Source organism: Pseudomonas sp., from assembly GCF_049653025.1.
GTDB lineage: Bacteria > Pseudomonadota > Gammaproteobacteria > Pseudomonadales > Pseudomonadaceae > Aquipseudomonas.
In genome coordinates this window covers 374,732-395,924 of record NZ_JBASFM010000016.1, presented here as the reverse complement: position 1 = coordinate 395,924, position 21,193 = coordinate 374,732, and the positions used below count along the sequence as shown (strand labels likewise).

The window sequence follows — 21,193 nt, the reverse complement described above, 5'->3', positions numbered from 1 at the left end:
TTGGGTGCGGAGTTGCAGGTGTGCAGCACGCCAGGGCTGGGCACGCAGTTCCGTTTGCGCCTACCGCTCGCCTGAATCTGCACTTGGCCGGCTGCCAAGTCGCATGCGCCGACGTAGAATCGCCGGCCTGTGCCACCGTGCCGTTGTCTTTGAGGTTCTCCTGTCATGAATTGCCGTGCTGGCTGCGGTGCCTGCTGCATTGCTCCTTCGATCAGTTCGCCGATACCCGGTATGCCCGACGGTAAGCCGGCGGGTGTGCGCTGCATTCAGTTGGATGCCGACAACTTCTGTTTGATCTTCGGCCAGCCGCAGCGGCCTGCGGTCTGCTCGGCCTTCCATGCTGCGGAGTATGTCTGCGGCAGCAGCGCGGCAGAGGCTATTCAATTGATTGGCTGGTTGGAGCAGAGCACTGCCGCAGCGCTCTGATAGGCGCGTGCCGCTCATTCAGTCGCCTTGATTGGGGCTAGGTCGCGAAGTCGTACACCGGCACCAAATCCAAGATGCAAAAAAGGCTGCCCGAGGGCAGCCTTTTTTATGCGGCAAGAACTGAATTACTTCTTCAGGTCGCGCTGCGGGTAGCCGGTGTACAGCTGGCGCGGACGGCCAATCTTGTACGGGCTGGAGAGCATTTCTTTCCAGTGCGAGATCCAGCCGACGGTCCGCGCCAGGGCGAAGATCACGGTGAACATGCTGGTCGGAATGCCGATCGCCTTGAGGATGATGCCCGAGTAGAAGTCGACGTTCGGGTACAGGTTGCGTTCCTTGAAGTACGGATCGGTCAGGGCGATCTCTTCCAGGCGCATGGCCAGCTGCAGCTGCGGATCGTTGGTGATGCCCAGCTCTTTCAGCACTTCGTCGCAGGTCTGCTTCATCACGGTGGCACGCGGATCGCGGTTCTTGTAAACGCGATGGCCGAAGCCCATCAACTTGAACGGATCGTTCTTGTCTTTGGCCTTGGCGATGAACGTGTCGATGTTGGACACATCGCCAATCTCATCCAGCATGCTCAGTACGGCTTCGTTGGCACCGCCATGCGCCGGGCCCCAGAGGGCGGCGATACCGGCAGCGATACAGGCGAACGGGTTGGCACCCGAGGAGCCGGCCAGGCGTACGGTGGAAGTCGAAGCGTTCTGCTCATGGTCGGCGTGCAGGATAAAGATTTTATCCATGGCCTTGGCCAGCACCGGGCTGATCGGTTTGATCTCGCACGGGGTGTTGAACATCATGTGCAGGAAGTTTTCCGCGTAGTTCAGGTCGTTACGCGGATACATCATCGGTTGACCCATGGAGTACTTGTAGGTCATGGCAGCGATGGTCGGCATCTTGGCGACCAGGCGCATGGCCGATACTTCGCGGTGATGCGGGTTATTGATGTCCAGGGAGTCGTGGTAGAAGGCCGAGAGGGCGCCGACTACGCCACACATGATGGCCATCGGGTGAGCGTCACGGCGGAAGCCGTTGAAGAAGCTCTTCAGTTGTTCGTGAACCATGGTGTGGTTCTTGATGGTGCTGACGAACTTGGCTTTTTCCTCTGCGGTCGGCAGCTCGCCGTTGAGCAGCAGGTAGCAGGTTTCCAGGTAGTCGGATTTCTCTGCCAGCTGTTCAATGGGGTAGCCGCGGTGCAGCAGGATGCCCTGGTCGCCGTCGATGTAGGTGATCTTCGACTCGCACGAAGCGGTGGACATGAAGCCAGGATCAAATGTGAAACGGCCCGTGGCGGTTAAGCCCCGCACGTCAATTACATCGGGACCAACGGTGCCGGTTAAAATGGGCAGCTCGACGGGGGCTGCGCCCTCGATGATCAACTGCGCTTTTTTGTCAGCCATGTTTGGCCTCCTAGTTATGCTTGAAATCATCTGACTGCCCCCCACGCAGGGCCCGCACCACTATAGTGAGATAAATTCGAATGTCAATTTGCGAAAACCCAGGCGGCAGAAGGGTTTGCGGGTGGTTTTTGGGCTTTTAAAGTGGCTCTTTACGCCATTTATTCGAGGCGCGCAATGCGCTTTTAGGTAGGGGGCTTTGCGTTGTCATTAGTAACCTAACTGTCTATACTCTGCGCCCAGCTGCCAGGGGCTTTAGCCTGTCTTTTGGCGGTTGTCACTCCTTGGGTGATGGGTACCTGACCAGTGCACCTCCCGACAACTTTGCCCTGATAGTTAGGGGCTCTCAGTGTGATAAAAAAGCCGTGAATAGCCAAAGACCTGTAAACCTAGACCTTAGGACTATCAAACTCCCAATCACTGCTTACACGTCCATTCTTCACCGTATCTCCGGTGTCATCCTCTTTGTTGGTATCGCCATTCTGCTGTATGGCCTCGACAAGTCGCTGGCGTCCGAAGAGGGCTTCGCCCAGGTGCAGGAATGCTTGACCAGCCCGCTGGCCAAGTTTGTGATTTGGGGTCTGTTGTCCGCTCTGCTGTACCACCTGGTGGCCGGCGTACGCCACTTGATCATGGACATGGGCATCGGTGAGACGCTGGAAGGCGGCAAGCTGGGTTCGAAAATCGTTCTCGTCGTATCGACGATCGTGATCGTGCTGCTGGGGGTGTGGATATGGTAACCAACGTCACGAACTTCTCGCGTTCGGGTCTTTATGACTGGATGGCACAGCGTGTCTCTGCTGTCGTCCTCGCGGCTTATGTGCTGTTTCTGCTCGGTTTTATCCTGTGTAACCCAGGTATGGGCTACGCCGAGTGGCAGGCACTGTTCTCCAATAATGCGATGCGCATCTTCAGCATGTTGACCCTGGTGGCGCTCAGCGTTCACGCCTGGGTAGGCATGTGGACAATTTCCACCGACTACCTGACGCCGATGGCGCTGGGCAAGTGGGCGACTGTGGTGCGTTTTCTGTTCCAGGCCACGTGTGGCGTTGCCATGTTCGTGTTCTTCGTCTGGGGCGTGCAGATTTTTTGGGGTAACTGATCCATGACTATTCGCACTCTTTCTTATGACGCCATCATCGTTGGCGGCGGCGGCGCGGGCATGCGCGCGGCCCTGCAACTGGCTCAGGGCGGTCACAAGACCGCTGTAGTCACCAAGGTCTTTCCGACCCGTTCGCACACCGTATCCGCCCAGGGCGGCATCACCTGTGCCATCGCGTCCAACGACCCGAATGATGATTGGCGCTGGCACATGTATGACACCGTCAAGGGCTCCGACTATATCGGTGACCAAGACGCGATCGAATATATGTGCTCCGTTGGCCCGGAAGCCGTGTTCGAGCTGGAACACATGGGGCTGCCGTTCTCCCGTACTGAACAAGGCCGTATCTATCAGCGCCCGTTCGGTGGTCAGTCCAAGGGGCCGGATAATCCGTCGGTCCAGGCTGCCCGTACTTGCGCCGCAGCCGACCGTACCGGTCACGCGCTGCTGCACACCCTGTATCAGGCCAACCTGAAAGCCGGCACCTCGTTCCTCAACGAGTGGTACGCAGTTGACCTGGTGAGCAACCAGGACGGCGCGATTGTCGGTGTGATCGCTATTTGCATCGAAACCGGCGAAACCGTTTACATCCGTTCCAAGGCCGTGGTTCTGGCCACTGGCGGTGCGGGTCGTATTTACGCGTCCACCACCAACGCCCTGATCAACACGGGTGACGGCGTGGGCATGGCCCTGCGTGCCGGCGTGCCGGTGCAGGACATCGAGATGTGGCAGTTCCACCCGACCGGTATTGCCGGTGCCGGCGTGCTGGTCACTGAAGGCTGCCGTGGAGAGGGTGGTTACCTGATCAACGTTCATGGCGAGCGCTTCATGGAACGCTATGCTCCGAACGCCAAAGACCTGGCCGGCCGCGACGTGGTTGCGCGCTCCATGGTCAAGGAAGTCATCGCCGGCAACGGTTGTGGCCCGGACAAGGATCACGTACTGCTGAAGCTCGACCACCTCGGTGAAGACGTGCTGCACAGCCGTCTGCCAGGTATCTGTGAACTGTCGAAGACCTTCGCTCACGTCGACCCAGTTGTCGCTCCAGTTCCGGTAATCCCGACCTGCCATTACATGATGGGCGGCGTGCCGACCAACATTCATGGTCAGGCCATTACCCAGGACGCCAACGGCAACGACAAGATCATCGACGGGCTGTTTGCCGTAGGTGAAGTGGCCTGCGTATCTGTACACGGTGCCAACCGTCTGGGCGGCAACTCGCTGCTCGACCTGGTGGTCTTCGGTCGTGCGGCGGGTATTCACCTGGAAAAAGCGCTGAAAGAAGGCGTGGAAGTCCGTGGTGCCAGCGAAACCGACATCGAGAAGTCGCTGGGCCGTCTGGCTGGCGTCAACGAGCGCCAAACTGGCGAAGATGTGGCTCCGCTGCGTAAAGAGCTGCAACAGTGCATGCAAAACTACTTCGGTGTGTTCCGCACCGGTGAGTACATGCAGAAAGGTATTACCCAGCTGGCCGACCTGCGTGAGCGGATCGCGACTGTCAAAATCGCGGACAAGAGCCAGGCATTCAACACTGCGCGTATCGAAGCATTGGAACTGCAAAACCTTCTCGAAGTGGCGGAAGCCACCGCGATCGCTGCCGAGGTTCGTAAAGAATCCCGTGGTGCTCACGCTCGTGAAGACTTCGAAGAGCGTGACGACGAAAACTGGCTGTGCCACTCCCTGTACTTCCCGGGTGAGAAGCGCGTCAGCAAACGTTCGGTCAACTTCTCGCCGAAGACAGTTCCCGCCTTTGAGCCTAAGGTTCGGACTTATTAAGGGTGCCTGATATGTCGCAAGCCAATCTGTTGCAAGTAAGCGTTTATCGTTACAACCCGGAGCAGGATGCTGCGCCGTTTATGCAGGACTTCCAGGTCGACACTGGCGGCAAGGACATCATGGTCCTCGACGTGCTGGCACTGATCAAGGAACAGGACGAGGGCTTCTCCTATCGTCGCTCCTGCCGTGAGGGCGTGTGCGGTTCCGATGGCATGAACATCAATGGCAAGAATGGCCTGGCCTGCATCACGCCGATTTCGGCGGCTGGCCTGAAGGGCGGCAAGCTGGTGATTCGCCCACTGCCTGGCCTGCCAGTCATTCGTGACCTGGTTGTCGATATGAGCATCTTCTACAAGCAGTACGAGAAGGTGCAGCCGTATTTGCAGAACAACACGCCGGCTCCGGCCATCGAGCGTCTGCAGAGCCCGGAAGAGCGTGAGAAACTGGACGGGCTGTACGAGTGCATCCTGTGTGCTTGCTGCTCCACCAGCTGCCCGTCGTTCTGGTGGAACCCAGACAAGTTCCTCGGTCCCGCTGCGTTGCTGCAGGCCTACCGCTTCCTGGCTGACAGCCGTGATACCCAGACTGAAGAGCGTCTGGCCGCGCTGGACGATCCGTTCAGCGTGTTCCGCTGCCGCGGCATCATGAACTGCGTGAACGTCTGCCCTAAGGGTCTTAACCCGACCAAGGCAATCGGCCACGTACGCAACATGCTTCTGCAAAGCGGTACCTGATTCGCGTTTTTGTTGGACCTGTAACACCTGCGGCGCTGGCCTCAACCCCAGTGCCGTAGTTTTAGCAAGAACGGCAGCTCACAAAGCGGCGGTTCTTAATTTGAAAAATATGACGACCAGCAGGGGCATCCGGGCTGGTGCCCGGACTATCTGCGGGACCCGTAGTGGCTTACCAGTCGCTGCTTCAGGACTATTAGCCGCAATTACGGCCTCCACGCCGGTGGTGTCCCCTTACCGAGGGTGACCAAGCATGCAAGAAAGCGTGATGCAGCGCATGTGGGACAGTGCCCACCTATCCGGTGGTAACGCTGCCTATGTGGAAGAGCTCTATGAGCTTTACCTGCACGATCCCAACGCTGTGCCAGAAGAGTGGCGCACCTACTTCCAGAAGTTGCCGACTGACGGCAGCGCCGCTACAGACGTATCGCACTCAACCATTCGCGATCATTTCGTCCTGCTTGCTAAAAACCAGCGTCGCGCCCAACCGGTGTCCGCCGGTAGCGTAAGCAGCGAGCACGAAAAGAAGCAGGTTGAAGTGTTGCGCCTGATTCAGGCTTATCGCATGCGTGGCCATCAGGCTGCTCAACTCGATCCGCTTGGTCTCTGGAAACGTCCTGCCCCGGCTGATCTGGCAATCAACCACTATGGTCTGACTGACGCCGACCTGGACACCACCTTCCGTACCGGTGGTCTGTTCATTGGCAAGGAAGAGGCTACTCTGCGCGAAATTCGCGATGCGTTGCAGCAGACATATTGCCGCACCATCGGTGCCGAGTTCACCCATATCGTCGATTCCGAGCAGCGCAGCTGGTTCCAGCAACGTCTGGAAAGCGTGCGCAGCCGTCCACAATTCTCCGTCGAAGTGCAGAGCCACCTGCTCGAGCGCCTGACCGCGGCTGAAGGTCTGGAAAAATACCTGGGTACCAAATACCCGGGCACCAAGCGTTTCGGTCTGGAAGGCGGCGAGAGCCTGATTCCGCTGCTCGATGAAGTGATCCAGCGTTCCGGTTCCTACGGTACCAAGGAAATCGTTATCGGTATGGCCCACCGTGGCCGCCTCAACGTGCTGGTCAACACCTTCGGCAAGAACCCGCGCGACCTGTTCGACGAGTTCGAAGGCAAGAAAACCGAAGGCCTGTCCTCCGGTGACGTGAAATATCACCAGGGTTTCTCGTCCAACGTGATGACCGCCGGCGGCGAAGTGCACCTGGCAATGGCGTTCAACCCGTCGCACCTGGAGATCGTTTCTCCGGTGGTCGAAGGCTCCGTACGGGCCCGTCAGGACCGTCGTAATGACGCGATTGGCGAGAAAGTACTGCCGGTTTCCCTGCACGGTGATGCGGCATTCGCCGGTCAGGGTGTGGTCATGGAAACCTTCCAGATGTCGCAGACCCGTGGCTTCAAGACGGGCGGCACCATCCACATCGTGATCAACAACCAGGTTGGCTTCACCATTAGCAACCCGCTGGACTCGCGTTCTACCGAGTACTGCACCGACGTTGCCAAGATGATTCAAGCGCCGATCCTGCACGTCAATGGCGATGATCCGGAAGCCGTGCTGTTCGTCACCCAGCTGGCCGTCGACTACCGCATGCAGTACAAGCGCGACGTGGTCATCGACCTGGTTTGCTACCGCCGTCGCGGTCACAATGAGGCCGACGAGCCGAGTGGCACCCAGCCGCTGATGTATCAGCAGATCACCAAGCAGCGCACCACTCGCGAGCTGTATGCCGACGTTCTGACCGCCGCCGCGCGGCAGTCGACGGATGAGGTGCAGGCCAAGATCGATGAGTACCGTACCGCTCTGGATAACGGTCAGCACGTGGTCAAGAGCCTGGTCAAGGAGCCGAACAAAGAGCTGTTCGTCGACTGGCGTCCGTACCTGGGCCACGCCTGGACCGCGCGTCACGACACCAGTTTCGAGCTGAAAACCCTGCAGGAACTGTCGAACAAGCTGCTGGAAATTCCAGAAGGCTTCGTGGTGCAGCGCCAGGTCGCGAAGATTCTTGAAGACCGCCAGAAGATGAGCGCCGGTGCGCTGCCGATCAACTGGGGCTACGCCGAAACCATGGCCTACGCCACCCTCTTGTTCGAAGGCCACCCGATTCGCATGACCGGTCAGGACATCGGTCGTGGCACCTTCTCGCACCGCCATGCGGTGCTGCACAACCAGAAGGATGCCGATGCCTATCTGCCGCTGCAGAACCTCTACCAGGGTCAGCCGCGCTTCGACCTGTATGACTCTTTCCTTTCGGAAGAAGCCGTACTGGCCTTCGAGTATGGCTATGCGACCACCCAGCCGCAGTCGCTGGTGATCTGGGAAGCGCAGTTCGGCGACTTCGCCAACGGTGCCCAGGTGGTGTTCGACCAGTTCATTTCCAGTGGCGAGCACAAGTGGGGTCGTCTGTGCGGTCTGACCATGCTGCTGCCGCACGGCTATGAAGGGCAGGGGCCTGAGCACAGCTCGGCGCGTCTGGAACGCTACCTGCAGCTGTGCGCCGAGCACAACATGCAAGTGGCCGTACCGACCACCCCGGCGCAGATCTACCATTTACTGCGTCGCCAGGTGATCCGCCCGCTGCGCAAGCCGTTGGTCGTATTGACTCCGAAGTCGTTGCTGCGCCACAAATTGGCCATCTCGACCCTGGAAGATCTGGCCGAAGGCTCGTTCCAGACCGTGATTCCAGAAACCGATGCGCTCGATCCGAAGAAAGTCGAGCGTGTGGTGCTGTGCAGCGGCAAGGTCTACTACGACCTGCTGGAAAAGCGCCGCAGCGAGGGCCGCGAAGACATCGCCATCGTGCGTATCGAGCAGCTTTATCCGTTCCCGGAAGAGGATCTGACCGAGGCCCTGGCCCCGTACAAGAACCTCAAACACATCGTCTGGTGTCAGGAAGAGCCGATGAACCAGGGTGCCTGGTACTGCAGTCAGCATCACATGCGTCGCGTGGCGACAGCGCACAAGAAAGCGCTGTTCCTCGAATACGCCGGTCGTGAAGGCTCTGCCGCACCGGCCTGTGGTTATGCATCGATGCACGCCGAACAGCAGGAAAAACTCCTGCAAGACGCCTTTACTGTTTAACGCCTTCGCGCAACAGGCGGCCAACAGGGCCGCCTGCTAGAAGAAACCGAATTTAAGGAACCACAGACAATGGCTATCGAGATCAAAGCCCCTACTTTCCCGGAATCGGTTGCCGATGGCACCGTGGCCACTTGGCACAAGAAGCCGGGCGATGCGGTCAAGCGCGACGAACTGATCGTCGACATCGAAACCGACAAAGTAGTGATCGAAGTGCTGGCCGAGGCCGACGGCGTCCTCGCGCAAATCATCAAGAATGAAGGCGACACCGTGCTCAGCAACGAACTGCTGGGTACTCTGGGTGAAGGTGGTGCTGTTGCACCGGCCCCAGTTGCCGCTCAGGCCGCCGCACCGGCAGCTGCTGCGCCGGCCGTTGCCGCTGGCGACGATCAGATCCTCTCGCCTGCTGCGCGCAAGATCGCCGAAGAAAACGGCATCGACCCGAACAGCATCGCGGGTACCGGCAAAGGCGGTCGCGTCACTAAAGAAGACGTGGTAGCTGCAGTCGACGCCAAGAAGAACGCCCCGGCTGCACCTGCCGCCAAACCTGCTGCACCGGCTGCTGCCGCACCGGTATTCGCCGCCGGCGATCGCACCGAGAAGCGTGTGCCGATGACCCGTCTGCGCGCCAAGATCGCCGAGCGTCTTGTCGAGGCTCAGTCCTCCATGGCCATGCTGACCACCTTCAACGAAGTCGACATGACCGAAGTCATGGCGCTGCGCTCGAAGTACAAAGACCTGTTCGAGAAGAGCCACAACGGCGTGCGCCTGGGCTTTATGTCGTTCTTCGTCAAGGCTGCTACCGAAGCGCTGAAGCGCTTCCCGGCAGTCAACGCCTCGATCGACGGTACCGATATCGTTTACCACGGCTACGCCGACGTCGGTGTTGCCGTGTCCAGCGACCGTGGCCTGGTAGTTCCCGTGCTGCGTAACGCCGAGCTGATGAGCCTGGCTGAAATCGAGAGCGGCATCGCCACCTTTGGCAAGAAAGCCAAAGACGGCAAGCTGTCGATCGAAGAAATGACCGGCGGCACCTTCACCATCACTAACGGTGGTACCTTCGGTTCGATGATGTCGACGCCGATCGTCAACCCGCCGCAAGCCGCGATTCTGGGTATGCACAACATCATCCAGCGTCCGATGGCAGTAAATGGTCAGGTGGTTATCCGCCCGATGATGTACCTGGCGCTGTCTTACGATCACCGCCTGATTGATGGTAAGGAAGCCGTGACCTTCCTGGTGACCATCAAGAACTTGCTGGAAGACCCGGCGCGTCTGCTGCTGGATATCTAAAAGCCAGTTTCTCCCACGGCGGCCCTGTGACCAGGGCCGTCCGGTTTATTCGAGAAGGAATACGTTATGACCCAGAAATTCGACGTGGTAGTCATCGGTGCCGGCCCTGGTGGCTATGTTGCGGCCATCAAAGCAGCGCAGCTCGGTCTGAAGACTGCCTGCATCGAGAAGTACCAGGACAAAGAGGGCAAGATCGCCCTCGGCGGTACTTGCCTGAACGTCGGCTGCATTCCATCCAAGGCACTGCTCGACAGCTCCTGGAAATACCATGAAGCCAAGGATGGTTTTGCCATCCACGGTATCGAAGCCAAAGGCGTGACCATGGATGTTCCTGCGATGATCGGCCGCAAGGCCAACATCGTGAAGAACCTCACTGGCGGCGTGGCTGGCCTGTTCAAGTCGAATGGCGTGACCCTGCTCGAAGGTCACGGCAAGCTGCTGGCGAACAAGCAGGTTGAAGTCACCGGTTCCGATGGCAAGGTTCAGATCGTCGAAGCCGAGAATGTGATTCTGGCGTCCGGCTCCAAGCCAATCGACATCCCGCCGGCTCCGGTTGACCAGGACGTGATCGTCGATTCCACCGGTGCCCTGGAATTCCAGAGCGTACCGAAGAAGCTCGGCGTGATCGGCGCTGGCGTAATCGGTCTGGAGCTGGGTTCGGTGTGGGCCCGTCTGGGTGCTGAAGTGACCGTGCTGGAAGCCCTGGACAAGTTCCTCCCGGCTGCCGATGAGCAGATTGCCAAAGAAGCGCTGAAGACCCTGACCAAGCAAGGTCTGAACATTCGTCTGGGCGCTCGCGTGACCGGTTCGGAAGTGAAGAAGAAGCAAGTTACCGTCAACTTCACTGACGCCGAAGGCGAGCAGAAGATCGTTTTCGACAAGCTGATCGTGGCTGTGGGCCGTCGCCCGGTGACCACCGATCTGCTGGCCGCTGACAGCGGTGTGACCCTGGATGAGCGTGGCTTCATCTTCGTTGACGACCAGTGCAAGACCAGCGTCCCAGGCGTTTACGCCATCGGCGACGTGGTCCGTGGTGCCATGCTGGCGCATAAGGCCTCGGAAGAGGGCATCATGGTTGCCGAGCGCATCGCCGGCCACAAAGCCCAGATGAACTACGACCTGATCCCATCAGTTATCTACACCCACCCGGAAATCGCTTGGGTAGGCAAGACCGAGCAGCAGCTTAAGGGTGAGGGCGTTGCCGTTAACGTCGGTACCTTCCCGTTCGCTGCCAGCGGCCGCGCCATGGCTGCCAACGATACCGGCGGCTTCGTCAAGGTGATTGCGGATGCCGCGACCGACCGCGTACTGGGTGTGCACGTGATTGGCCCAAGCGCTGCCGAACTGGTGCAGCAAGGCGCAATCGGTATGGAGTTCGGCACCAGCGCTGAGGATCTGGGGATGATGGTGTTCTCCCACCCAACCCTGTCCGAAGCCCTGCACGAAGCTGCTCTGGCAGTGAATGGCCATGCCATCCACATCGCCAACCGTAAGAAACGTTAAGTAGTTGTTGGTTTGAGCCCTGGCCTTGCCGGCGTTGTGTACCGGCAAGGCCAAGGCTCAAGCAGGAAGAACCACGGCAGATGGCCCGCGTACAACCCAGGTTGCTGCGCGGAATATCAGCCGGATTGCTCCAGAAGCAGTCACAGGTGGTGCGGCACCATAAGTGCAGCACCGTATGCGCAATACCTAAACGAAGACGGTAGACAAGCATGAATCTCCACGAGTATCAGGGTAAGCAGCTGTTCGCTGAATACGGCCTGCCCGTATCCAAGGGCTTCGCGGTAGACACCCCGGAAGAAGCCGCAGCAGCCTGCGAAAAAATCGGTGGCACTGAATGGGTCGTCAAGGCTCAGGTCCATGCTGGTGGCCGCGGTAAAGCGGGCGGCGTGAAACTGGTGAAGAACAAGGAAGACGCCAAGGCGTTCGCCGCCAACTGGCTGGGCAAGCGTCTGGTGACTTACCAGACCGACGCCAACGGTCAGCCAGTGACCAAGATCCTGGTTGAGTCCTGCACCGACATCGCCAAGGAACTGTACCTGGGCGCGGTGGTTGACCGTTCCAGCCGTCGTATCGTGTTCATGGCTTCCACCGAAGGTGGCGTGGACATCGAGAAAGTCGCTCACGAAACCCCTGAGAAAATCCTCAAGGCCACCATCGACCCGCTGGTCGGCGCGCAGCCGTTCCAGGGCCGTGAGCTGGCATTCCAGCTGGGTCTGGAAGGCAAGCAGGTTACTCAGTTCGCCAAGATTTTCGTTGGCCTGGCCAAGCTGTTCAAGGATCACGACCTGGCTCTGCTGGAAGTGAACCCGCTGGTGATCAAAGCTGACGGCGATCTGCATTGCCTCGACGCCAAGATCAACATCGACGCCAACGCCATGTACCGTCAGCCTAAGCTGAAGACTTTCCACGATCCGTCGCAGGACGATCCGCGCGAAGCGCACGCTGCCAAGTTCGAACTGAACTACGTAGCGCTGGAAGGCAACATCGGCTGTATGGTCAACGGTGCTGGCCTGGCCATGGGTACCATGGACATCGTCAACCTGCATGGCGGCAAGCCAGCCAACTTCCTCGACGTAGGTGGCGGCGCAACCAAAGAACGCGTAACTGAAGCGTTCAAGATCATCCTGTCCGACAGCAATGTTGCGGCCGTACTGGTCAACATCTTCGGCGGCATCGTTCGTTGCGACATGATTGCCGAAGGCATCATCGGCGCGGTGAAAGAAGTCGGCGTGAAGATTCCAGTGGTCGTTCGTCTGGAAGGCAACAACGCTGAACTGGGCGCCAAGGTTCTGGCCGAAAGCGGCCTGAACATCATCGCGGCAACCAGCCTGACCGACGCTGCTCAGCAAGTCGTCAAAGCTGCGGAGGGCAAGTAATGAGCGTCCTGATCAATAAAGACACCAAAGTTATCTGCCAGGGTATTACCGGTTCGCAAGGTAGTTTCCACACCCAGCAAGCCATCGAATACGGCACCAAGATGGTGGGTGGTGTAACTCCAGGCAAAGGCGGTACCGAGCACCTGGGCCTGCCAGTGTTCAACACCGTGAAAGATGCTGTAGCTGCCACTGGCGCCACCGCCAGCGTGATCTACGTTCCAGCGCCGTTCTGCAAGGACTCCATCCTGGAAGCAGCATTCGGCGGCATCAAGCTGATCGTTTGCATCACTGAAGGCATTCCTACCCTGGACATGCTGGATGCCAAGGTCATTTGCGACCAGTTGGGCATTGTCCTGATCGGCCCTAACTGCCCAGGCGTAATCACGCCGGGCGAGTGCAAGATCGGCATCATGCCGGGCCACATCCACCTGCCAGGCAAAGTAGGCATCGTGTCGCGTTCCGGCACCCTGACTTACGAAGCTGTTAAGCAGACCACTGACGCCGGTTTCGGTCAGTCCACCTGCGTCGGCATCGGCGGTGACCCGATCCCAGGCTCCAACTTCATCGACATCCTCAAGCTGTTCCAGGAAGACCCGAAGACCGAAGCGATCGTGATGATCGGTGAGATCGGCGGTTCGGCTGAAGAAGAAGCCGCTGCCTACATCAAGGCCAACGTGACCAAGCCAGTGGTGTCCTACATCGCGGGTGTGACCGCTCCGGCGGGCAAGCGTATGGGCCACGCCGGCGCAATCATCTCCGGCGGCAAGGGTACTGCAGACGAGAAGTTCGCAGCCCTGCAAGACGCCGGTGTGAAAACCGTGCGTTCCCTGGCTGACATCGGCAAGGCCCTGGCCGAGCTGACCGGTTGGGAAGCCAAAAAAGCCTAAGGCTTTTTGACTTAAGAAAAAGGCCACCTTCGGGTGGCCTTTTTTATGCCTGCTGCACGAGTAAATGTTGCCGATGCGACAGCTTTTTGCGCCAGCCCGACAGCCTGACCTGCGTCAGTGCCGCTGGCTCGTCAATTTCGTTAGGCTTGCAACTATCAGCGCCTGTACCGCCACAAGCGGCTAGACGGCGCAGCAGTGGCTCAGCTCAACCGGCTGGGTGACGTTTCCCCGATCCATCGGGAAACCCTCGGAACTCATAACTTTCTGCCTGTGGTATTCCCTTCTATGACTCGTTTGAAAGGCTCGGATCTCCTGGCCCTCGGCTTTATGACCTTTGCGCTGTTTCTGGGCGCTGGCAACATCATCTTTCCGCCCAGCGCCGGTATGGCGGCGGGCGAGAACATCGGCCTGGCGGCGCTGGGCTTTCTGCTGACAGGCGTTGGCCTGCCGCTGCTGACCATTGTTGCGTTGGCCCGCGTCGGTGGCGGCATGGCGTTGCTGACCGCGCCGCTGGGCAAATATGCCGGGGTGCTGTTTGCGGTGGCGGTGTACCTGGCCATCGGCCCGTTGTTCGCCACCCCGCGCACGGCGGTGGTGTCATTCGAGATGGGCGTTGCGCCGTTTACCGGTAACAGTGAAACGGCCTTGATGATTTACAGCGCGGCCTACTTCGCCGTGGTGCTGTTCCTGTCGCTCAATCCGGGACAACTGGTTGATCGCATCGGCAAGTACATCACCCCGGTGTTGCTGGCGGCACTCTTGGTACTGGGCGGCGCGGCATTCCTGGCTCCGGCTGGCGAGATCGGCCAGGTGACAGCGGATTATCAGGACGCGCCGTTCGTGCAGGGCTTTCTGCAGGGCTACCTGACCATGGATACCCTGGGTGCGCTGGTATTCGGCATCGTGATTGCCACCGCGATTCGCGACCACGGCGTGACGGATGGCAAGCTGATCACCCGCTACTCGGTGGTTGCCGGTTTGATCGCCGCCGTTGGTTTGTCGCTGGTGTACCTGGCGCTGTTCTACCTCGGCGCGACCAGCCAGGGCATTGCCGGCGAAGCGCAGAACGGTGTGCAGATTCTCACCGCCTATGTGCAGCACACCTTCGGTACCGCTGGCAGCCTGTTGCTGGCAGTGGTGATCACCCTGGCCTGCCTGACCACGGCAGTGGGCCTGCTGACCGCCTGTGGCGAGTTCTTCAGCGGCTTGTTGCCGGTGTCCTATCGCACCGTGGTGGTCGCGTTCGGGCTGTTCAGCCTGCTGGTGGCCAACCAGGGCTTGACCCAGTTGATCAGCTTCTCGATTCCGGTGCTGGTGGGCCTGTATCCGTTGGCCATCGTCCTGGTGGCGCTGAGCCTGCTCGATGGTCTGTGGCGGTCGTCGGCGCGGGTGTTCCGCCCAGTGTTGGCGGTGACTCTGCTGTTCGGCTTGGTTGATGGTATTGCCGCCGCCGGTGGCAAGGCGCTGATTCCGACGTTCTTCACCGCGCTGCCGTTGGCCGATCAAAGCCTGGGTTGGCTGATCCCGGTGCTGCTTACCTTGCTGCTGGCGATTGTTTACGATCGTCTGGTTGCCCGTCCGACTGCTGCTGCGGTCTGATACTCGGGTAAGTTAAAAAGGCCGCTGCAATCCAGCGGCCTTTTTGTTGGCCAGCTGAAAGCCAGGCCTGTTTATAATCGCTGCGGGTTAACAAGGAGTTTGCATGCCGATCAGTGATTACTACCTGCCGCATCTGCTGGCTGTTGTCTGGTTTGTACTGTGCTGGGCCGGTTACACCCGTTATGCCCAGGCCAAGGGCCGTACTACGCCTTGTCTGGCCAGCGTGTTGCACCTGTACCGCGAGGACTGGATGCGCCGCATGCTGTTGCGCGACAACCGCATCGCCGATGCCAATGTGATTGGCAACCTGGAACGCAACGCCTCTTTCTTCGCCTCCAGCACCCTGATTATCCTCGCCGGTATTCTCACCGTGCTTGGTTCGTCTGACCGTGCGCTATCGCTGCTAGCTGATCTGCCGTTTGTGCAGGCCGCCAGTCGCGAGATGTCCGAGGTCAAACTGCTGTGCCTGGGGGTGGTGTTCGTCTACGCCTTCTTTACCTTCAGCTGGTGCATGCGTCAGTACAACTTCGCGGCCGTACTGGTGGGCTCGGCACCGATGATTGGCGAGCGGCATGTCACCGAGCAGGAGCGCAAGGCCTTTGCCGAGCGCACCGCCCGGGTGATTTCGATGGCCGCCAACCAGTTCAACCAGGGCTTGCGCGCTTATTACTTCGGCATGGCGACCCTGGCCTGGTTTATCAACCCCTGGTTCTTCATGCTGGTGAGCGCCGGTGTGGTATTGGTGTTGTACCGCCGCGAGTTTCATTCTGATGTGCTGGAGGTGATGGTTTATACCCAGACTCCGGCATTTGATCCGCCCAAGGAGAAAAGCGAATGAGCATCCCGTTCTGGTGCATCTTTATCAGTGCAGTACTGATTTTTATCGCCAAGGCCCCGGTGGCCAAGGCCATGGCGAAGGAGGGCGATGGGCATTACGACAATCACCATCCGCGCGCCCAGCAGGCTCGCCTGACGGGCTTTGGTGCGCGTGCGCTGGCGGCGCACCTGAACAGCTTCGAGGCGTTCCCACTGTTTGCCGTGGGCGTGCTGATGGCCCATGTGACCAATAGCCACGGCGTGCTGGTGGATGTGCTGGCGATCACCTTCGTGGTGGCGCGGGTGTTGTACCTGCTGCTCTATTGGGCAGACCTGCACTGGCAGCGTAGCCTGGTCTGGATCGTCGGGCTGGCATGCAGCCTGCTGCTGATGCTCACGCCCGCGCTTTAAAAGCGGCACAAACAAACAGGCCCGCATGATGCGGGCCTGTTTGTTTGTGCTGGCGGAGCTGCGGGCTTATTGGCCTTCAACCGCGTCCTTGACTTCGTCGCCGGCATCTTTGATCGCATCGGCGGCGTCATCGGCAGCTGCTTCGATCTTCTCGCCAGTGCTCGGCGCGGTGCCCATCACTTCATCGGCTTTCTGCTCGATGGCTTCACCGCTTTTCTCGGCGGCATCACCCAGGGATTCGATGGCTTCAGCGGCGGATTCCTTGGCCGACTCTACCTTGTCTTCCGGGGTCTTCTCGCAGGCTGCCAGGCCCAGCATGGCGGCGAGCAGCAGGGCGTAGGTAAATGGCTTTTGCACGGTTAATACTCCTTGTAGGTGGTCATCGATGCCGGGTTTACCGGGCATAGCCATTAAACAGCAACATTGGCGCGAAGTTCCCTGTAATTGCCTGGCAGTTCGCGTTAACAGCGGCCGTTGAGGTGCCGCGATTTCTGCCAGGGAGTATCATGCTCGCCCTTTGTACAGTTGTCCTGGGGTTGAAACCATGAGTGATTCCGCCATTCTTGAGCGGGCGCAGCGTTTTCTAACGGTGTTGCGCCATTGCCAGGTGCTCGGCATGAGCGTGCACAGCGCCGACCCGCAGGGGCTGATTCTGCGTTTACCATACAGCCCGCAGATAGTCGGCAATCCCGAAACCGGAGTGATCCACGGTGGGGCCATCACCACGCTGATGGACACCACCTGCGGGATTTCCACGGTGTGCGTGCTGCCTGAATTCGAAATCTGCCCGACCCTGGACCTGCGCATCGACTACATGCGCCCGGCCGAGCCGAACAAGGATGTATTCGGTTTCGCCGAGTGCTACCGGGTGACCGAGAACATCATCTTCACCCGTGGCTATGCCTACCAGGACAACCCCGACGAGCCGATTGCCCACGTAGTCGGTGCGTTTATGCGCATGGGCAAACCGGCTGATCTGCAACGCACAGGCAAGGCAGGTGGCCAATGAACACGCTGAACCTCAACCAGCTGGTGCGCGAAGCCCACGAGCAGAACAATTACGACAAGCTGATCAGCCTGATTCCCTATGCCAAGTTGCTCGGTATCGAGTGCCTGCGCCTGGGCGACGACATGGTGTTTCGCCTGCCGGCCAGCCAGGACAATATCGGCAACCCGACCTTGCCGGCGTTGCACGGCGGGGTAATCGCCGGCTTTATGGAACACTCGGCGATGCTCCATCTGCTGATGTTTATGGGCATTCCACATTTGCCGAAAATCATCGACTTCTCGATAGATTACCTGCGCGCCGGCCATTATCGTGACACCTACGTGCAGTGCCAGGTGTGGCGACAAGGGCGCAGGGTCGCCAACGTAGCCATCACCGCCTGGCAAACCAATCAGACCGAGCCAATCGCCACCGCCCGCGCGCATTTCAAGGTCGATGAACCTTAAGTGCAGGTCTGCCGTATCGCTGCTTGGCTCAACTCTCGTTAAGGAACAATGAATGGATGCGCTGCTGATTCTGGGTGGCTTGCTGCTGATACTCGCCGGATTGGTCTGGTTGGTAATGCGCGCCTTTGCCACCAGCCTGCTGTGGGGCTGGGCCAGTTTTGTGCCGCCGTTGACCTTGATCTATGTGTTGCGTCACTGGCGCTCGGCGCGTCCGCCGTTGGCCCTGGCGAGTCTGGGGGTGATTCCGCTGGTGGTCGGACTGACCTTGCTGGCCAGCCACGATACGCAACGCCTGGAGGCCATTCTCAGCCTCAAGTGGCTTAAACCCGAGCAGCAAGCGCCCGCCGAACTGGCGATCGACCTGCGCGGCGAATTGAACGGCCGGCCGTTTGCGCCGCAACAAGCCGAGCTGCTCGATGGCGTATTGAGCCTGCGCGAGGGCCAGGACTTCTTCGCCCAGAGCGAGTTGGTGATTCGCCTGCCGAAAGTGGATAAAGGCCCGGTGCGCATCGATGTGCTGCCGGCCGACGAGGGCGTGCTGCCCGAGGTGGAAATCAGTTGGTTGCTGCCCGAGCAGGAATTGCCCGAAGCGCGGCGCTTGAGCCGTGGCTACACCCTGCACCTGGATCTGCAACCGCTTGCGCCGAACAAGCTGGTCGGTGACTTTCACCTGGTGCTGCCGCCGCAATTCAAGACCACGCTTAGCGGCAAACTCGAACTGTTCAGCAATGGCCTGCGTTACCGCAACGGTGCTATCGATCGCAGCTTCGATTCGGTCGATACCCTCAGCCATGTCATCCAGGACTACCTGCAGCGGCGCTTTGCCACCCGCCAGGTACAGCTGCAGCCCATTGGCAGCCTGAGCTTTCCCCAGCAGAGCATCGATCTGAATGTACAGGCGCGGATCAATGGCGAACTGCAGCAGCTGCCGATCCTGCTGCAGAAGCAGGACAAGCGTGGTTGGCAGGTCGCTGCCGATAGTTTTCCTCAGTTGCCTAGCGCAGTGGCTCCACCCGTGGCACAGGCCAAGCCTGCCGCCACTGCGGCGGTCGTGCCGGAGCGGGTTAGCAAGCCTCTGGATCGCCGCGTGCGGTTTAGCCTTGATGGCCTGCTGCGCAACCCCAGTCGCTACCAGAACCTCAGCATGCGGGCGACCACCGAACGTGGAAATAGTGCCGAAGGGCGTTTTCACGGCATCGACCAGGATGGCCGGATCATCCTGCGCCAGCGCCTGAGCGGGCAGGGCGAAGTCAGTTACACCCTGCGCCCCGAAGAGGTGACGCGCATCGAGTTGCTCGAACCCTGACAGCCAAGCACTTGAAATCCCACCACATGCCCCCATTTGTATGACATCCGCCGCGCTGCGGCTTAGTCAACCATGTGGAGTAAGAGAGCATGAGTGTGGAAACTCAAAAAGAAACCCTGGGCTTCCAGACCGAGGTGAAGCAACTGCTACACCTGATGATCCATTCGCTGTATTCGAACAAGGAAATCTTCCTTCGCGAACTGATTTCCAACGCTTCGGATGCCACCGACAAGCTGCGCTTCGAAGCGCTGGCCAAGCCGGAACTGCTCGAAGGCGGCGCTGAGCTGAAAATCCGCGTCAGCTTCGACAAAGACGCCAAGACCGTCACCCTTGAAGACAACGGCATCGGCATGAGCCGTGAAGACGCGATCACCCACCTGGGCACCATCGCCAAGTCCGGCACCGCCGACTTTATGAAGAACCTCTCCGGCGACCAGAAGAAGGACTCGCACCTGATCGGTCAGTTCGGCGTGGGCTTCTACTCGGCCTTTATCGTTGCCGACAAGGTTGAAGTGTTCAGCCGCCGTGCCGGTAGCCCGGCCAGCGAAGGTGTGCATTGGTCGAGCAAAGGCGAGGGCGAGTTTGAAGTTGCCACCGTTGAGAAAGCCGAGCGCGGTACCCGCATCGTGCTGCACCTGAAAGCGACTGAAGACGAGTTCGCCGATGGCTGGCGTCTGCGCAATATCATCAAGAAGTACTCCGACCATATCGCCCTGCCGATCGAGCTGCCGAAGGAGTTCCACGGCGAAGAGAAGGACAAGCCGGCCGAACCTGAGTGGGAAACCGTCAACCGCGCCAGCGCCCTGTGGACCCGTCCGCGTACCGAGATCAAGGACGAGGAATATCAGGAGTTCTACAAGCACATCGGTCACGATTTCGAGAACCCGCTGAGCTGGAGCCACAACAAGGTCGAAGGCAAGCTGGAATACAGCTCGCTGTTGTACGTACCAGGCCGCGCACCGTTCGATTTGTATCAGCGTGAAGCGCCACGCGGGCTGAAACTCTATGTGCAGCGCGTGTTCGTCATGGACCAGGCCGAGTCGTTCCTGCCGCTGTACCTGCGTTTTATCAAGGGCGTAGTCGACTCCAACGACCTGTCGCTGAACGTCTCCCGCGAGATCCTGCAGAAAGACCCGATCATCGACTCGATGAAGTCGGCGCTGACCAAGCGTGTGCTGGACATGCTGGAGAAGCTGGCGAAGAACGAGCCTGAGCAATACAAAGGCTTCTGGAAGAACTTCGGTCAGGTGCTCAAGGAAGGCCCGGCGGAAGACTTCGCCAACAAGGAGAAGATCGCCGGCCTGCTGCGTTTCGCCTCCACCCGCACTGAAGATGGCGAGCAGAGCGTTGGCCTGGGCGAATACATCGGCCGCATGGCTGAAGGTCAGGACAAGGTCTACTTCCTCAGCGGCGAATCCTACGCCCAGGTGAAGAATAGCCCGCACCTGGAAGTGTTCCGCAAGAAAGGTATCGAAGTGCTGCTGCTCACCGATCGCATCGATGAGTGGCTGATGAGCTACCTGACCGAGTTCGACGGCAAGCACTTGGTCGACGTCGCCCGTGGCGATCTGGACCTCGGCAAGCTGGATTCGGAAGAAGACAAGAAGGCCCAGGAAGAAGTCGCCAAGGCTAAAGAAGGCCTGGTCGAGCGTCTGAAAACTGCACTCGGTGAGCAGGTTGCCGAGGTGCGGGTATCGCATCGCCTGACCGATTCGCCAGCGATCCTGGCCATCGGCGAACAGGATCTGGGCCTGCAGATGCGCCAGATCCTCGAAGCCAGTGGGCAGAAGGTGCCGGATTCCAAGCCGATCTTCGAATTCAACCCGGCTCACCCGCTGATCGAGAAGCTGGACGCCGAGGCCGATGAAGATCGATTCGCCGACCTCAGCCACATCCTCTTCGACCAGGCGGCTCTGGCCGCAGGCGACAACCTGAAAGATCCCGCCGCTTACGTGCAGCGTCTGAACAAGCTGCTGGTGGAACTCTCTGCCTGATACCTGGCGTACTGAAAAAAGCCCGCGATTGCGGGCTTTTTT

19 protein-coding genes are annotated in these 21,193 nt (G+C 59.4%); 17 read left to right on the top strand and 2 right to left on the bottom strand.

The genetic code is table 11. From position 1 onward, the window contains the following. The first annotated feature begins 165 nt into the window (after nucleotides 1-165). On the top strand, nucleotides 166-426 hold the full coding sequence (locus WBK23_RS13655) for a YkgJ family cysteine cluster protein (RefSeq protein ID WP_424484476.1): 261 nt from the start codon (nucleotides 166-168) through the stop codon (nucleotides 424-426). A 125-nt stretch (nucleotides 427-551) separates the two neighbouring features. Here WBK23_RS13655 and gltA read toward each other — a convergent pair whose 3' ends face one another. Beyond that, the gene (gltA, locus tag WBK23_RS13650) at nucleotides 552-1,826 is read right to left on the bottom strand and encodes a citrate synthase (protein WP_424484475.1); all 1,275 of its coding nucleotides are present in this window, start codon (nucleotides 1,824-1,826) and stop codon (nucleotides 552-554) included. A gap of 362 nt (nucleotides 1,827-2,188) precedes the next feature. Between gltA and sdhC the strand changes: the two genes are divergently transcribed. The 12 genes from sdhC to WBK23_RS13590 all read left to right on the top strand — a co-directional run bounded on the left by sdhC (nucleotide 2,189) and on the right by WBK23_RS13590 (nucleotide 16,399). After that, complete coding sequence (gene sdhC / locus WBK23_RS13645; protein ID WP_090253269.1) at nucleotides 2,189-2,563, top strand: succinate dehydrogenase, cytochrome b556 subunit; 375 nt, start codon at nucleotides 2,189-2,191, stop codon at nucleotides 2,561-2,563. Then, the gene (gene sdhD / locus WBK23_RS13640) at nucleotides 2,557-2,925 is read left to right on the top strand and encodes a succinate dehydrogenase, hydrophobic membrane anchor protein (protein WP_424484474.1); all 369 of its coding nucleotides are present in this window, start codon (nucleotides 2,557-2,559) and stop codon (nucleotides 2,923-2,925) included. Before sdhC ends, sdhD begins: the two co-directional genes overlap by 7 nt. A gap of 3 nt (nucleotides 2,926-2,928) precedes the next feature. After that, the gene (gene sdhA, locus WBK23_RS13635) at nucleotides 2,929-4,701 is read left to right on the top strand and encodes a succinate dehydrogenase flavoprotein subunit (protein ID WP_424484473.1); all 1,773 of its coding nucleotides are present in this window, start codon (nucleotides 2,929-2,931) and stop codon (nucleotides 4,699-4,701) included. 26 nt (nucleotides 4,702-4,727) lie between these two features. Next, nucleotides 4,728-5,435 (top strand): succinate dehydrogenase iron-sulfur subunit, encoded by a 708-nt coding sequence (locus WBK23_RS13630; protein ID WP_424484549.1) that lies wholly within the window; start codon nucleotides 4,728-4,730, stop codon nucleotides 5,433-5,435. Between the two features lie 250 nt (nucleotides 5,436-5,685). Further along, nucleotides 5,686-8,517 carry a 2-oxoglutarate dehydrogenase E1 component gene (locus WBK23_RS13625; protein ID WP_424484472.1) on the top strand — a complete coding sequence of 944 codons (2,832 nt, stop codon included), beginning with the start codon at nucleotides 5,686-5,688 and terminating at the stop codon, nucleotides 8,515-8,517. Between the two features lie 69 nt (nucleotides 8,518-8,586). Next, complete coding sequence (odhB, locus tag WBK23_RS13620) at nucleotides 8,587-9,807, top strand: 2-oxoglutarate dehydrogenase complex dihydrolipoyllysine-residue succinyltransferase (RefSeq protein ID WP_424484471.1); 1,221 nt, start codon at nucleotides 8,587-8,589, stop codon at nucleotides 9,805-9,807. Between the two features lie 66 nt (nucleotides 9,808-9,873). Further along, nucleotides 9,874-11,310, top strand: a complete 1,437-nt coding sequence (gene lpdA / locus WBK23_RS13615; RefSeq protein WP_424484470.1) for a dihydrolipoyl dehydrogenase — start codon at nucleotides 9,874-9,876, stop codon at nucleotides 11,308-11,310. Between the two features lie 209 nt (nucleotides 11,311-11,519). After that, nucleotides 11,520-12,686 carry an ADP-forming succinate--CoA ligase subunit beta gene (sucC, locus tag WBK23_RS13610; RefSeq protein ID WP_424484469.1) on the top strand — a complete coding sequence of 389 codons (1,167 nt, stop codon included), beginning with the start codon at nucleotides 11,520-11,522 and terminating at the stop codon, nucleotides 12,684-12,686. Next, nucleotides 12,686-13,573 carry a succinate--CoA ligase subunit alpha gene (gene sucD / locus WBK23_RS13605; protein WP_424484468.1) on the top strand — a complete coding sequence of 296 codons (888 nt, stop codon included), beginning with the start codon at nucleotides 12,686-12,688 and terminating at the stop codon, nucleotides 13,571-13,573. The genes sucC and sucD overlap by 1 nt, the downstream gene beginning before the upstream one ends. Before the next feature lie 285 nt (nucleotides 13,574-13,858). Then, nucleotides 13,859-15,172: a branched-chain amino acid transport system II carrier protein gene (gene brnQ / locus WBK23_RS13600; protein ID WP_424484467.1), complete on the top strand. Its 1,314-nt coding sequence runs from the start codon at nucleotides 13,859-13,861 to the stop codon at nucleotides 15,170-15,172. A gap of 103 nt (nucleotides 15,173-15,275) precedes the next feature. Beyond that, complete coding sequence (locus WBK23_RS13595) at nucleotides 15,276-16,010, top strand: DUF599 domain-containing protein (protein WP_424484466.1); 735 nt, start codon at nucleotides 15,276-15,278, stop codon at nucleotides 16,008-16,010. Next, on the top strand, nucleotides 16,007-16,399 hold the full coding sequence (locus WBK23_RS13590) for an MAPEG family protein (protein ID WP_424484465.1): 393 nt from the start codon (nucleotides 16,007-16,009) through the stop codon (nucleotides 16,397-16,399). The genes WBK23_RS13595 and WBK23_RS13590 overlap by 4 nt, the downstream gene beginning before the upstream one ends. Before the next feature lie 66 nt (nucleotides 16,400-16,465). On the opposite strand, the gene WBK23_RS13585 is transcribed toward WBK23_RS13590, so the two are convergent. Then, nucleotides 16,466-16,756: a hypothetical protein gene (locus WBK23_RS13585; RefSeq protein ID WP_424484464.1), complete on the bottom strand. Its 291-nt coding sequence runs from the start codon at nucleotides 16,754-16,756 to the stop codon at nucleotides 16,466-16,468. A gap of 187 nt (nucleotides 16,757-16,943) precedes the next feature. Between WBK23_RS13585 and WBK23_RS13580 the strand changes: the two genes are divergently transcribed. From WBK23_RS13580 to htpG, 4 genes are all read left to right on the top strand, one after another. After that, nucleotides 16,944-17,408: a PaaI family thioesterase gene (locus tag WBK23_RS13580; protein WP_424484463.1), complete on the top strand. Its 465-nt coding sequence runs from the start codon at nucleotides 16,944-16,946 to the stop codon at nucleotides 17,406-17,408. Continuing rightward, nucleotides 17,405-17,851, top strand: a complete 447-nt coding sequence (locus tag WBK23_RS13575) for a PaaI family thioesterase (protein WP_424484462.1) — start codon at nucleotides 17,405-17,407, stop codon at nucleotides 17,849-17,851. Before WBK23_RS13580 ends, WBK23_RS13575 begins: the two co-directional genes overlap by 4 nt. Nucleotides 17,852-17,903: 52 nt before the next feature. Continuing rightward, nucleotides 17,904-19,157, top strand: a complete 1,254-nt coding sequence (locus WBK23_RS13570; protein ID WP_424484461.1) for an MFS transporter — start codon at nucleotides 17,904-17,906, stop codon at nucleotides 19,155-19,157. Nucleotides 19,158-19,246: 89 nt separating this feature from the next. Continuing rightward, a complete protein-coding gene (htpG, locus tag WBK23_RS13565) occupies nucleotides 19,247-21,151 on the top strand; it encodes a molecular chaperone HtpG (RefSeq protein WP_424484460.1) in 1,905 nt (634 codons plus the stop codon). Nucleotides 21,152-21,193 lie beyond the last annotated feature (42 nt).